13 protein-coding genes are annotated in these 13,107 nt (G+C 52.5%); 6 read left to right on the top strand and 7 right to left on the bottom strand.

Going from position 1 to position 13,107, the window contains the following annotated elements:
- Positions 1–42: 42 nt before the first annotated feature.
- The 5 genes from LYZ37_RS23995 to LYZ37_RS24015 all read right to left on the bottom strand — a co-directional run bounded on the left by LYZ37_RS23995 (position 43) and on the right by LYZ37_RS24015 (position 5,593).
- Entirely contained in the window at positions 43–2,172 is a 2,130-nt protein-coding gene (locus tag LYZ37_RS23995) for a peptidase domain-containing ABC transporter (protein ID WP_272788454.1), read from the bottom strand.
- A 9-nt stretch (positions 2,173–2,181) separates the two neighbouring features.
- Positions 2,182–3,435: an HlyD family secretion protein gene (locus tag LYZ37_RS24000; RefSeq protein WP_171321730.1), complete on the bottom strand. Its 1,254-nt coding sequence runs from the start codon at positions 3,433–3,435 to the stop codon at positions 2,182–2,184.
- Positions 3,432–4,811, bottom strand: coding sequence for an ATP-binding protein (locus tag LYZ37_RS24005; RefSeq protein ID WP_272788455.1), 1,380 nt, complete (start codon positions 4,809–4,811; stop codon positions 3,432–3,434). The genes LYZ37_RS24000 and LYZ37_RS24005 overlap by 4 nt, the downstream gene beginning before the upstream one ends.
- 57 nt (positions 4,812–4,868) lie before the next feature.
- Entirely contained in the window at positions 4,869–5,075 is a 207-nt protein-coding gene (locus LYZ37_RS24010; RefSeq protein ID WP_004747512.1) for a hypothetical protein, read from the bottom strand.
- 317 nt (positions 5,076–5,392) lie between these two features.
- Complete coding sequence (locus LYZ37_RS24015; protein WP_272788456.1) at positions 5,393–5,593, bottom strand: hypothetical protein; 201 nt, start codon at positions 5,591–5,593, stop codon at positions 5,393–5,395.
- A gap of 682 nt (positions 5,594–6,275) precedes the next feature.
- Here LYZ37_RS24015 and LYZ37_RS24020 point away from each other — a divergent pair.
- The 6 genes from LYZ37_RS24020 (at position 6,276) to LYZ37_RS24045 (ending at position 11,518) form a co-directional block, all read left to right on the top strand.
- Positions 6,276–6,995, top strand: a complete 720-nt coding sequence (locus tag LYZ37_RS24020) for a TetR/AcrR family transcriptional regulator (protein ID WP_171321734.1) — start codon at positions 6,276–6,278, stop codon at positions 6,993–6,995.
- Between the two features lie 184 nt (positions 6,996–7,179).
- Complete coding sequence (locus tag LYZ37_RS24025; RefSeq protein ID WP_004747507.1) at positions 7,180–7,992, top strand: winged helix-turn-helix domain-containing protein; 813 nt, start codon at positions 7,180–7,182, stop codon at positions 7,990–7,992.
- On the top strand, positions 7,976–8,461 hold the full coding sequence (locus LYZ37_RS24030; protein WP_004747505.1) for a hypothetical protein: 486 nt from the start codon (positions 7,976–7,978) through the stop codon (positions 8,459–8,461). The genes LYZ37_RS24025 and LYZ37_RS24030 overlap by 17 nt, the downstream gene beginning before the upstream one ends.
- A gap of 185 nt (positions 8,462–8,646) precedes the next feature.
- The gene (locus tag LYZ37_RS24035) at positions 8,647–9,444 is read left to right on the top strand and encodes a winged helix-turn-helix domain-containing protein (RefSeq protein WP_272245845.1); all 798 of its coding nucleotides are present in this window, start codon (positions 8,647–8,649) and stop codon (positions 9,442–9,444) included.
- Between the two features lie 132 nt (positions 9,445–9,576).
- Positions 9,577–10,659, top strand: a complete 1,083-nt coding sequence (locus LYZ37_RS24040) for an L-dopachrome tautomerase-related protein (protein ID WP_272788457.1) — start codon at positions 9,577–9,579, stop codon at positions 10,657–10,659.
- A 76-nt stretch (positions 10,660–10,735) separates the two neighbouring features.
- Positions 10,736–11,518 (top strand): glycine betaine ABC transporter substrate-binding protein, encoded by a 783-nt coding sequence (locus tag LYZ37_RS24045; RefSeq protein WP_272788458.1) that lies wholly within the window; start codon positions 10,736–10,738, stop codon positions 11,516–11,518.
- A 19-nt stretch (positions 11,519–11,537) separates the two neighbouring features.
- On the opposite strand, the gene LYZ37_RS24050 is transcribed toward LYZ37_RS24045, so the two are convergent.
- Complete coding sequence (locus tag LYZ37_RS24050) at positions 11,538–12,461, bottom strand: LysR family transcriptional regulator (RefSeq protein ID WP_272788459.1); 924 nt, start codon at positions 12,459–12,461, stop codon at positions 11,538–11,540.
- A 4-nt stretch (positions 12,462–12,465) separates the two neighbouring features.
- On the bottom strand, positions 12,466–12,942 hold the full coding sequence (locus LYZ37_RS24055) for a PaaI family thioesterase (RefSeq protein WP_272250240.1): 477 nt from the start codon (positions 12,940–12,942) through the stop codon (positions 12,466–12,468).
- Positions 12,943–13,107: the final 165 nt, after the last annotated feature.

Here is a 13,107-nt window from a genome sequence, read left to right on the forward strand (position 1 = left end):
GTTCACGTCTGGGTGTCTTGGCGCTCGGCCCCATTTTACGCGCTAGGACTGAGCGCTGACCCCGTTGAGCGCGGCAATATCAATCACGCGATCAGCAGAATCAATGGTGCTAGGTCGGTGAGCCACAATCACGCGGGTGATTGCGGCTTGGTCACGGATCATGGTGTTGATGTGTTGCTCCGATTGGGCATCCAAGTGACTGGTCGCTTCATCGAAGATCAGAATGTCTGGTTGTCGATATAGGGCTCTGGCAAGGAGCACACGTTGTTTTTGTCCACCGGACAAGGTGTTGCCCAGTTCACCTACAAAGGTCTCATACCCCATCGGTAACTGCTCAATGTGCTGGCGAATGTCGGCCATGGCCGCCACGTCGCGTACACGCTGCGCATCAACCTGGAGGTCGAAAAACGAAATGTTTTCTTCTAATGAGCCAGATAACAAGGTGTCATCTTGCATGACGCTGCCTATCATCTGGCGATATTCGCTTAGATTCAGCGAACTGAGTGGCGTGCCGTCGATGAGAATTTGACCTTGGGTGGGCGTTAGCATGCCGAGCATCAACTTAATCACGGTGGTTTTGCCACACCCAGAGGCGCCAATCAGGGCGACCGCTTCACCCGCGTGGATCTCAAAGCTGAGATTGTCGATCACGCGAGGCTCATGGTCAGAATACTGATAACTGACCTGTTCAAAACGAATGCTAGGTGACAAGTGTGCCACATCGACGTAAGAACGCTGAGGTTCGGGCTCTTCTCGTTCAGTCAACACCACATCGCCCACGCGTTCTAAGTGTAAACTCAGCATCTTGAGCTGAAACAGAGTATCAATAAAGCCGGAGACTCGGGTAGAGAACTGATCTTTAAACGACAAGGCCGCGATGAGCATCCCTACCGTCAGATCCCCGGTGAGTGCGGCTGCGGTACCGACCCAAACGATCATCAGACCTTCAAGACCAAAAATCAGAGTACTCATCGACTCGAACATAATGCCGAGTTTCTGCTGTCGAATGTCGGCATTGCGCTCATCGACCAAAAGATTTTGCCAACGAACCGCGCGATTGTCAGTGCGGCCAAACAATCGAATGCTCTGGATGCTGCGAACCGTTTCTAGAAAATACGTTTTTTCCTTAGCACTGGATAAAATGAACTCGAGATTGAGTTCGCGAAATCGCGCGAAGAATCCTTGTCGCAGCAGAAAATAGACGCTCATGGCCCCCAAGGCAATGGCGGCTATCTTGGGATCGTAACTCAATAGCATGGCCAGCGCACCCATTGCCAACATCCCGTCCAACAGCGCTTCGACAACCTGTTTAGTAATGGCACTTTCGATAACGTCCAAAGAATCAAATCGTGACGCGATGTCACCCAGATTACGTTTTTCAAAAAAGGGGATCGGTAAGTGCATCATGTGCTGAAAGACGCGTGCACGCCACTGCAGGTTAAAGCTGGCGCTGACTGCCATGACGGTCCAAGCGCGCAATGCACTGGCCCCTACGCGGATCAGGAGCAGTAAACCAAAGCCTATGATGACCAAAGACAATAAGCTCTGATCTTGGCTGGGGACAACGTGGTCAATCACCACTTGAGGCAGAAAGCTGGCCCCTAAGACACAAATCTCATAGACCAGGGCTAACGCAACGATTTTCGCCAGCGAGCCGATCAGACCGTTAGGGCGGCCGAACACATCACGCAAGGTCGGTTGATGGATGTCATGACGCATGGGGGCCATGCTGTCGAGTGGGGTCAGCTCTAAGATCACTCCCGTGAAATGCTGTGAAAACGCCGCGCGCGACAGACGGCGGCGGCCAATATAGGGATCGTGAATGTAAAAATAATGCCGGCTGACCTTCACTAAGACGACAAAGTGATTGAGATCCCAGTGCAAGATACACGGGTTGGCGATGCTCGCCAAATCGTCCACTTCGACACGCAGCGGACGACCGCTTAGGTCGAGCTTTTTGGCCATGGTCATCAGATCGCTCAGGGTGCTGCCATTGAGCGACACCGACATCTCGCTGCGTAATCGGGTTAGGTTTAATTTATGCCCCCAGTACTCGGCAATCATGCCGACACACGCGAGCCCGCATTCAGCGGCTTCGGATTGATAGAAGAGGGGGATCTTGCGCGAAAAACCGATCTGCAGGCGTTCCGCTAAATCATTCAATACTGTCACTGTATTACCTTACATGTATTCTTGGACTTTTTTGAAAGGATCGAGGAGCCACTGATAGATTTTTCGTCGTTCGACTTCTAGGCTCGCTTCAAGGTTCATTCCGGCACGAAGTGGGGTGTCGACCCCATACACATCCACCGATTGCGAGCGCAGCGTCACTTTGACTAAGTAGACAAACGGTGGCAACGGGGTTTTGGCTTGGGAAGGCGGTTGGTATTTGAGATCGTCCACCGCAACCGTGGTGGATGAGATAGCGTCAATCACCCCCTCGTACTGGCCGAATTTTTGGTAGGGAAACGCTTCATATTGCAAACGGACGGATTGACCCACGGATAAAAATCCCACCGCCCGGCTTGGGACGAACAACACCGCCTGCAAAGCTTGACCCTCGGGAATGATGCTGAGTAACACACTGTTTTGCGACACGGGCCCTTGCGAGACATTGAGTGCCGAGACGGTGCCGTCAAAAGGCGAGGGGACGACCGTCTCTTTAAGCGCATTGTTGGTGGCTAATTGCTGTTGGACGTCGCCAACGCGGCGCTGCAATTGGGCGCGTTCTAAGGTCAATTGGCTACCAAGTTGCTTGATTTCTGCCTGCTTTTGCGTTTGCTGGTAACGAAAGTCGTCCAATTGCAATTGCAATTGCTGCAAATCGGCCTCAATGGCGAGCATGTCACTGCGCCGTTGGCGCAGCTCTATTTTACTGATGGCTTGCTGCTGCTGCTTGGTGACGAAGGACGCCAGTGTCTCCTGAGCCAGTTTGAGCTGTTGTTTCTTGAGCGCGATGACCTGTCGGTGACCTTCGGCATTGACCGCCAATTGACGGATCTCCCGCTCCAACGCTTGTTGCTTTTGATGGGTTAAGGTCTCGTTGGCCGCGACCTGCTGTTTAACCAGTTCGACATTCTTGTTCATCAATGCCCCCAAGTGCTGGCGTAGATCGCCATCGGTGGGGTTGGTGGATTCGGTGTTGATGACATACAGCGCTTGTCCGCGTGTGACCCGCTGTCCTTCCTCGACCAGTCGCTGGCTGATGAGGCCGGACTCTGGGGCGAACACATCAGCAATGCCCCCTTTTGGCAGTAACAGCCCTTGCACTTTTTCTTTTTGGCTAAATTCTCCCCAAAGAGTGAAAGCCACAACCACGATCCCCACGAGGCTAGTCAGGGCAATCAAGCGCGTAAAAGTGGGCGGCAGCGCGATCAAAATGTCACCGTAGTAGCCGTGTTGGCGCTCGGTCACTTCATTGCGAAATAGGCTCATTGAAGCTCCAAAGCGGGGTGATATTCATGAAAGTAGACCTCGGCGTTACGCCAAAATAACCAACCTTGTGGGCTGATTTCTATCAGTTGGCACAGGGCGTCGGCCTTGGCTTGCACTATGGCCTCGCGGGATAGGTGCCGTGTCGGAATGGGCGTAACTTCCAGAGTGAAGCGTTTTCGTTTGACCAGCCCGGCGATGTACAAATTGGCCGCCGTTTTGTCGGCCAGTAAGGCGCCAGTGTGGGTGATAAACGCGCGCTGCTGCCACATCGTACACGCCGTGAATGAGCGTGCCATCTGAAGCCCCGACGCCTCGTCCGAAACAAACAACGGATTGCCATCGGCAAACATAATAATGTGTGCCCCTGCCCGCGCCCGTTTAAGCAGTTTGAAAAACGAGTGCTTACCTGCGGGCGGCAAGATTTCCAAGGTGCGTTCATGACCTTGCTCAGCGAAAGCTTGGTGACACAGAGTGATCATGGTGTCATCCCAGGGGTTACCGTAGACCACCACATCGCGATCTGAGGGCAGATTTTGCAGCACGCTGTACACCGCGCTAATGGGGTCAAACAGGTGAAGTAACTCAATGATGCACTGACCGTCAAACGGCGACTGAGGGGAAGACAGCGGAGCCGAGATCACGCGGTGTGCCCATTCAACCGAGCGAGGACGGCGCAATTTCCGCAACAGATGGGCGGTGTAGCCCATATTGATCGCCAGTTCTGCCAAGTTGGCTCTGGCCAAGTGACGTGCTTGTTCGTTGGGACACGCAAGCACGCGCTGAATATTGTGTTGCGGCGCGGCCAAAATGTCCGGCTGAACGTAGCAATCCCACCACCGAGTCAGCAGGCGAAGGAGCGCGCGGGTTGGGCGTTTGCCAAACGACGACATCATCAAAGCCAATGGGGTTAACCGCTTGACCAGCGTGCGTTCTTGGGCTTGCTCTCGTTTGAAAACTTGGGCCAGTGGTGAGGGGCCTGAGGAGGGCTCGCCCAGCGATAGAACGTAGTTGACGTAACCGGGCTTTTTACACAGATCGAGAAACTCCATGCTGCGATAATGTCGCTCGCCTAAATACGGATCCCACACCAGCAGTCCCTGAAGGGAGACGTCGAGGACGACAACGCAATGGTGCAAGTTCCAGTGGACCAGACAGGGGGGCGACAATAACTCCAGATCCGACTCCTCCTGAACGGCGGTAGCGGAAAAGGGGACACCTTGCTCCGTCAAATACACCGCTAAGCGTTCGTGCAGATACATCGAGGAAAAAGAAGAGAGACGGTCCACATGCGCTTGGGAAAGCGCGAGTCCTAGTTTGGTGAGGCACTGAAACAATGGGTGTGGCGTGTGGGACAAATCGTGAGTGGGTGCGTTCATAACAGTGGTCCAATTCGCAGGAGAAGAAGGCGGAGCTCAATACCCCGCCTGCGCCGATTAGATGCGGCGGCTGTTGCTACAACATACGTTGCCGTTTTTTGGTTTTGGTGATGGACGGGTTAGGCCTTCAACACCCAAACCAGCCGATTCGAGTAGACGAGACAAACCGTCTGCAACCGCACCAGCCCCATCAATTGCGCCAACCACGCCACCGCCGCTCACTTGTTTTGTTTCTTCTTGAGTTAATAGTTGTGTTTTTTTCATAATCGAATTTCCTTAATTTATTTTTGATTACCAAGTTGAGTTTTAATGGATTGCCAAACTGACTGTTCTATAAAACTCGATTTCAAACTATTCAATTCATTTTTAGAAAACAACGAAATATAGGATGAATGTCCTTTCTCTGATGTAAATACAATCCAAATAGTATTGTTGTGGGGGGGTATGTATTTCTTTTTTACTTCTATTAACAGAAAAGTAAATAAAAAACCATTAAAAGATAATAATATCATTAATGTCTTTTAATGAGGGTCTGGGATGGCGAAGAGACAAAAAAAACGGAGCGTAAGCTCCGTTTAAGACTAGATGCGGCGGCTGTTACTGCAGCAGAGGTTACCGTTCTTAGGCCTTGGGGACGGGCGGGTTAACCCATCAACCCCATGACCAGAGGCATTAATGACACGAAAGAGACCATCGGTTACTTTCGCCGCTCCATTGATCAAGCCAACGCCCCCACCGCTGACGCTTTTCATTTCATGATGAGTTAATTGTTGCTTCTTCATACATTTACCTTTTATTAAAATGACCAGTTGTTCTGGCCAGTGCAAAATAATCAACGTCAATCATTGAATCAATGAAAATAATAAAGGATATCCGAAAAGCCGACAAAGAATGTCGTTTTATTGCCGTTCCACTTTTATATGAACGATATTTCTATTAGATAAATACGTTAAATCATTGGCTGAAGGAATAGAGATCGGAACGCGTCCTGATGTGTGTGAGTCAGATCGGCACAATGTCTCTTTTCGGGTGTGGATATGAGCCAAATGGTACTTAACGGCGCCCATTTTTTGTATAACGTAAAGACGGCCTGTTGATGAACAACGATAAAACCGCTTTGAATTCCGTGGATTAGCGGTGGTCAGAAGGGGGATCAGCACTCTTGGTGGATACCTTGCGTGCATTATTGTTCGGTGTACAATGAAAATGTCCAACAGTCCACGGAGCAAGATTGTCGTGAGCAAAGGGACGTGATGCCATCACTCGTTGTTGCGCAAAGGCGTGAGGCAGGGAGACCATCCCCGCAATGGCAAGGCGGCGCCTTTTGACGGAGTGAATATGTTAGAAACCGACCCACCGAGCGGTCGGTTTAGCAAGCGTCATATCGTCCACGACACCGCCACGCTTCGAGAGCCATTAAGGACGCAAACATCGTATGCACAGCAGCACTCTAGGTAACGGGTTATGAAAAGAAAAGCGAACACGCCTTCTTTGTCCAAGGCGCTCATTTTAGACGAGTCGCTACGATTACTGGCAGAGAAGGGGATCCAGGCGTTCAGTATTCGCGACCTTGCTCGACGTCTGGAGACTTATCCCACCGCGATCTATTGGTATTTCCACAACAAAAATGCCTTACTGGGCGAAATTGCCAATAGGGTGATGTCCAATGTCACACCCAGTGATGAGGCATTGACCGGGCAGGGTTGGCTGAACGCGCTGTTTCAGAACTATCGCGAAGCGATCAAGCAACATCCGCATGTCTCGGATCTGATTGGCGCGCGACTCTTGGCAAATGCGCATCAAAACCCCAGCCTGCTGGAAGGGGTCCTTACCGCGTTACTTGAAATGAAGTGCCCAGAGCGGCACCTTGTGACTATGTATAACACGACAGTGGCGGCCATGTGTGGTTTCGCGACGATGGAATTTGGGCACCTGCCTCAAGAAGACTTACAACAATGGCGCGATCAGTTGCAAGCCAAGGCCGATAGGCTCAACGCGGCTGACTATCCGAACCTAACGCGAAGCTTGCCGCAGATGATGAATCGGGCTTTTGTCTTACGTTGGCAAAATGGGCACGAGCAGCCAATGAACGACAGTTTTAACCGCTATGTCGACGTGGTATTGGCGGGGTTACAGGGACAAATCGCGGCAATGATTGCTGTCACGGAGGAAGCGCAACGTTGATCCCTACGGGGTGGGCAACGGGCAGGAGGACGTGATCACATCGCTGAAGGAAAGGCCAACCATCAGCGTGTCTTGTGAGTGTGGCCAGCGGCCACAAGCGATGCCAGCTCAAAGAGAGTAGGAGTGACGACAAACAATCAGTACCCAGAAGAGGTACCACGATGCATTAGGGGAAGTGGGTTGAATGACAAAACATATCAATGGCACGTCGGTGTGGCAGTTTTCGCCACTGGATAAGGATCAACTGATCCATGTGCAAACCAAACAAGTGAAGAAACTTAAGGGCCCGGAATGTCGCGTGCTTGAGGTTTTGCTCGCTCACCAGGGTCAGGTTGTCGCGAAGCACGATCTGCTTACCATGGCTTGGCCTGGACGCGTGGTCTCTGATGCGAGCCTGACTCAAAGTATTGCTCAGTTACGCTTGGCACTGGGCGACAATGGTAAAGATCAAGACGTGATTAAAACCGTGCCTTATCAAGGCTACCTGTTGTTTGATAACCTGATTGAACTTGTAGAATCAGACTCTGAGCGCTCAGAGCTGAGCGCGTCACCAGACTTAGCGTTGGGGCGAGAAGAAGCGCCGCTTGACCCGCCCATTGAGCCTCAAACCCGGTGGATCTCATGGGGAAAAAAAATCGCGGCTGGGCTGCTGCTGGTGATCGCAGCCATCCAAACTGCGGAAGCGGTCCATCGTTACACCTTTGCCTGGGACGTGCAGTTGGATACATGGAAAACGGTCAATCGTGGCAGTACCACTTTTTTCTATCAGGATAGCCACGCCAGTCGCAAGCTCTATCACTATTTGAGTGCCAACAGCGCGATTGCCAACGATCACCAGATCAGTCGTGTGCTCGTGTCGACAGGGGTACGCCACTACTACGTCGCCTGTGTGTACACGGATGCCCATACCGATATGCAAAATGCCAAAAACCTCACCTTCGCGTTAGGTGAGCGGTTCCAATTCATTGGGGGTACGATCGATGATGTCTGCCGATAACGGGCTCAAATTGTCCCTGTTGCTGGCGTTGCTCACCACCCTGGCAAACGTGACTCTGAAAGTTCGCGATCGCCCGGCCTTCATGGATGGAGAGAGCAGTCAGCTGTATTACAGCAACAGTGCCAACTACCGACCTAATGGCGAGGTGTATTACATTGAAGACTTTCATACACTTGATGCTCAGATGTTTTTTCGCAATAAATCCTACACCAGCCGGATGATCGCGGGTGAAGACAAAGCCATTCATTTCAGCTACCTAGCCGAGTTTTACAGTCACAACCTGGTTCAGTTTTCTCAGTTTTCATTGGACAGTGGGCTGCCTGGGGTACAAAAAGTGGTCGATGTCGAAGCCCATGCGTTAGGCCGGCTAACCAGTGAGACTTTGCAGATCATCCATCAACAAGGTCCGGTGCTGTGTTACATGAAGCTATTGGAAGGCAGCGTCAAATGTGTGGTGCGAAGAAAGTAACAATCTGCCTTGTGGCTTCTTCAAATCTCAATTGATAGCCATTCAAATTGGAACGGGTGTTTCCTGGTTGTCACGCGTCGTAACATGACCCTCTGATCGCATGGAGAGCGTGGTAAAGGGGAGGCGTTCGACGGCCTCATGCTTTGCCTTCTTCGCGATAAAACTCGTTGAGTAGAGGGCACAATATGAGCACAAGTGGGCAAGGGATATGGGGATTCACGCCTCTCGACAAAGTGCAACTGACGCACGCGCGCACCCAACACACGAAAAAACTTAACGGTCCGGAGTGTCGCTTGCTGACTGTCTTGCTGGCCAATCAGGGAAAGGTGGTGTCCAAGCAAGAATTGATGACCAAAGTGTGGCCCAACCGGGTGGTCTCCGAGGGCAGCTTAACCCAGAGTATCGCCCAATTACGGTTAGCGTTTGGCGACAGCGGTAAGGAACAAAAATACATCAAGACCGTGCCTCAACAGGGGTACCTGCTGTTCGCGAATGTGGTCGAGTTGGTCGAGCGTCCTCATGCGTCCACCCCTGTCACGGCCTATCTCGGTGCGGCGAAACCCCACCCCGATGTGGGGCAAAGGGAGACGAAACTGCCTCACCGCTTGGGGGGCGTGAAAGGGCTTCTTGTGATGGTGTTGATGTTGGTGACCGGTATTCAAACGGCCGATGTGGTCCATCGGTACACATTCGCTTGGGGTGTGGCAAAACCAACCTGGCAGCATGCTGACCATCTTGACACCACCTATTTTTACCAAGACGAGCCCGCCAGTCGTCAGCTCTATCACTACTTACGTGATCCAACCACGGGCTTACAGAACGGGCCTATCCACCAGTTACTGATTGCGGCGACGCGCCACCATTATAATGTGTCTTGCGTGTACGGGGACGTAAACCAAGCCAAGAATCTGACCTTTGTACTGGGTGAGCGGTTTGACGTCATTGCGACCCACGTTGACCGTGCCTGCCGCTCAGCTCGTTGAAGCTGATATTCAATTAATATTTGAGAAAAATTCAATTATTAGCCTGTTTTTAGTCTCAAACGCCACACGTATGATCGGCAGACATTCACAAGGAGCCCAAACGATGCGTGCGGGCGTACAGAGAGGTTCAAGATGAACAGGCTGAAAATAGGGATTGCCCTAATGGCGGCGATGGGAGCCCATGCGACTCAGGCGAGCGAGTTAGAGGTGGTGGCGGAGTTAAATGGTACACGACCTGGCAACCTGACCGTCACAGAACAAGGACGCGTCATCATGTCCATGCACCCACTGGAAAACCCAAAATATCGGGTAATGGAATTGCTCGACGACGGCACAACACGCGCCTTTCCGACCGAAGACTGGGCCGATGGCCCTGAGCTTGGCGAAGTCGGCCTGTCGTCAGTCATTGGCATTGACAGCACCAAAGACGGGACGGTTTGGATGTTGGACATGGGCAGTGCCAGCGCGCCTGCTCAGATTGTCGCTTGGGACAGTGTGAATCACGAGCTTGCTCAGCGCATTACGCTCAGTCCTTCCGTGATGGTGGAGAATTCATTCTTCCAGGATTTCGCCCTCGATACCCAACGCAATCGAATGTACATTGCTGACACCACGTTAGGCAACATCGTTGGGGAGGCGGCACCAGCATTTGTGGTGGTGGACCTCAACACGGGTCAGGCGCGGCGTGTGCTTGAATCGCATAAAGCGTTGATGGCACCGCTTCACCAAGTCAGCATTGACGGTTCACCGTTGGCGACCAAGCGCCAAGATGGACAAGCACAACCTGTGTATCTCGGCCTCAACCCCATCACGATCGATGCGAACAATGAGTGGGTCTACTTTGGGACCGTCAACGGCAGTGCGATCTACCGCCTACCTGCTGCCGCCTTGGCAGACCCTAAAGTGGCGCCCGATCAGCTTGCCCAAACCATCGAGTTTTATAGCGAAAAACGACCGAGCGACGGTATGGTCATGGCGGAAAATGGGCGGATCTATGTGGGGGATCTGGAGAAAAATGCCATCGGAGTGGCCGACGAATCTGGCTATCGCTTGCTCGCCCAAGATGATCAGTTGCTCAACTGGGTGGACGGTTTTGCGTTAGGTAAAGGTTATTTGTACCTCACGCAAAATGCGTTGCATCTGCATCCCGTCATGAATGAGGGCGAGGAAGAAGCAACCAAGCCTTATCGCATTGTGCGCCTCAAACTTGAGTGATGTGCATTGTACGTCTTCGCTGTGGCGGTGCGGGCATCGCCACGATCCAAAAGGGTATCTCTAGAGAGGAAAACGAATGCCACAATCAATCACAATGGGAGTCACGGATCTCTCTTTTCACCGAGTTACGGCTTCACTGGTTCGTCATGTGTTGGTCGATATGGGGTTTGAGGTCGATCGCGTGTACGCACCGCATCAGGAAAATTTTGCCCAGTTGGCCTCGGGGGCAATCGACATGTTGAGCTCGGCGTGGCTGCCATCGAGCCATGGCGTGTACAAAAGTCAAGTTGAAGCCACGGTGCCACTACTGGAGCTTGGCCTTCATTATGAACCGTATGCGCTGTGGGGGGTGCCCGATTACGTGCCAGTTGATCAGGTTGCCAGTGTCGAGGATTTGCTGAAGCCGGACGTGCGAGCAAAAATGAGCCGAGATATTCAAGGCATCAATCCAGGCGCAGGGATCACGCGTTTTTCAATCCATATGATGGTGGCGTACGGTCTTGAAGAAGTGGGTTACCGCTTTCATACCGGCAGTGAGGAAGCGTGCTTTGAAGCCTTTGAACAGGCGGTAGAACACCAACAATGGGTAGTGGTACCGCTGTGGCAACCTCAATTTTTACACCATAAGTATCGCATCCGTGACTTGGACGATCCCAAAGGGTTGCTGGGCGGTGTGGATCGCGCTGTGCTGCTACTGCGTGACGATCGTCGTGTTCGGTTTACACCAGAGCAATTGGCGCGACTCGATGCGCTTCGTTTCTCGAACACCATTATCGCCGAGCTCGACCACCAGGTTCAACGAGAGGGGCAATGCTTAGATGCCGTGACACGCGCATGGCTGGATACGCACCCATTCTAGCCCGGTCGACTTGGCGCGCTTAGCTCGGGATAAGCTGGCGCGCGGCGAGCGCGGAAAGTAACGCCTGAGTGCGGGTTTTGAGATAATCGCGCAGCAGGCGGACGGTCGGCGTGATGGATTGACGGCTGGGGCACACCAACCACAACTCTGTTGGGGTCGGCGTATAGTCGGGCATCACACTGATCACGCGTTGACTGAGTAAATCGTCTGCCATATCGAGGCACGATTTGATGGCCATACCATACCCCGACACACACCAACGTCGCACCAGATCGCCGTCATTTGAGATCCGATCCCCCTGCAGTTTGGCCTTGATGGTGTGCTCGCCATGGACAAACTGCCACTCCTCTTGGACCACATCGTTGAGCTGATAGCACAAGCCGTTGTGCGCCGCCAACTGGTGAGGGTGTGAAGGGGTGCCATGCGTGTCGAGGTAGGCGGGCGCCGCGCAGAGCAAACGCGGCACATCGCAGATTTTAAAACCATACAGATGGCTTTCGGTCGGTGAACCGTAGCGCAACGCCATATCGATGGCATCGCGATAGAAATCGATGTTGCTGTCGCTGATATTGCTGCGCAGCGTGAGATTGGGGTGTTGGCCAAGGAACTCATCGAGCCAAGGGGTGACCACGTTTCGACCCAGATCAGAAGACAACGCAATACGCATTTCTCCCCCCAGCTCAGCCAAATCGGCCTGAATATTGAGTCGCGCACTATCGAGTAACTGCAGCGCTTGCTGGCACTGAGGCAGGTAGCGTTCGCCTGCGGGTGACAGGCGCAATTGGCGGGTCGAACGGATAAACAGCTCTAGGCCAAGGTTTTTCTCTACGCGTTTGAGCGCGGCACTCGCGGTCGCGACTTGCATGTCTAGGCTATTGGCGGCGGCGGTGATACTGCGAAGCTCGGCGACTTTTATCACGACAAGCAGATCGTTGAGCAACATAAATTCAATCCATGTTTGATAATGTATTCATTATTATCCTTTTTTTGTTCGTACCACAAGCGGTCTCACTATGGTGAGAGGAGGGGAGGGTCATAAATTGGCTACTGGCTGTCGAACATACGGTGTTGCCTTGAGTGATCTGACTGTGTAACCAGTGAACGCTTCGGCGGCTCTTGACCCACCGAGCCTGGATGTCTATCGCTTGTCCCAAATGGATTGGCTGGTGAAAACGGGTCGCTAAGTGGACAGTCATGGCATGCACGCGGCGCAGGTAAAGGCAGTGCAACATCGCACTGTCATGCAAGGCACTGATCAGTCCTCCTTGCATGAGACCATCGTAGCCTTCGACCTGATGGTTTGGGATCAGCGTGGCTTGAACGGCGTCATCATTCACGGCGTGAAACTGGATAGGCCGATCAGAAAAAAAAGCCTGATGACAGACTTGGCAACGCCGATGGTCGGCTGGACGTAAAGTGTGCATAGTATCCCTCTGGTTAGGTTCCTCATACGCGGGCGCGTGTGCGCCCGCGGCGTTCTTTTATACAAGGTCACTATAAAAGGGGTAATTGGCATATGCTAAATATTGCGGTGGAAACTAAGGTTTCAACAGTTCGGGGTGGCGCTTCGCCCACGCGGACACCGTTTC

This window comes from Vibrio tubiashii, assembly GCF_028551255.1.
GTDB classification, from domain to species: Bacteria; Pseudomonadota; Gammaproteobacteria; order Enterobacterales; family Vibrionaceae; genus Vibrio; species Vibrio tubiashii_B.

Coding starts and splice junctions, on each gene's coding strand:
- LYZ37_RS24000 (WP_171321730.1), bottom strand. CDS start 3,435: ATGAGCCTATTTCGCAATGAAGTGACCGAGCGCCAACACGGCTACTAC.
- LYZ37_RS24005 (WP_272788455.1), bottom strand. CDS start 4,811: ATGAACGCACCCACTCACGATTTGTCCCACACGCCACACCCATTGTTT.
- LYZ37_RS24010 (WP_004747512.1), bottom strand. CDS start 5,075: ATGAAAAAAACACAACTATTAACTCAAGAAGAAACAAAACAAGTGAGC.
- LYZ37_RS24015 (WP_272788456.1), bottom strand. CDS start 5,593: ATGAAGAAGCAACAATTAACTCATCATGAAATGAAAAGCGTCAGCGGT.
- LYZ37_RS24020 (WP_171321734.1), top strand. CDS start 6,276: ATGAAAAGAAAAGCGAACACGCCTTCTTTGTCCAAGGCGCTCATTTTA.
- LYZ37_RS24025 (WP_004747507.1), top strand. CDS start 7,180: ATGACAAAACATATCAATGGCACGTCGGTGTGGCAGTTTTCGCCACTG.
- LYZ37_RS24030 (WP_004747505.1), top strand. CDS start 7,976: ATGATGTCTGCCGATAACGGGCTCAAATTGTCCCTGTTGCTGGCGTTG.
- LYZ37_RS24035 (WP_272245845.1), top strand. CDS start 8,647: ATGAGCACAAGTGGGCAAGGGATATGGGGATTCACGCCTCTCGACAAA.
- LYZ37_RS24040 (WP_272788457.1), top strand. CDS start 9,577: ATGAACAGGCTGAAAATAGGGATTGCCCTAATGGCGGCGATGGGAGCC.
- LYZ37_RS24045 (WP_272788458.1), top strand. CDS start 10,736: ATGCCACAATCAATCACAATGGGAGTCACGGATCTCTCTTTTCACCGA.
- LYZ37_RS24050 (WP_272788459.1), bottom strand. CDS start 12,461: ATGTTGCTCAACGATCTGCTTGTCGTGATAAAAGTCGCCGAGCTTCGC.
- LYZ37_RS24055 (WP_272250240.1), bottom strand. CDS start 12,942: ATGCACACTTTACGTCCAGCCGACCATCGGCGTTGCCAAGTCTGTCAT.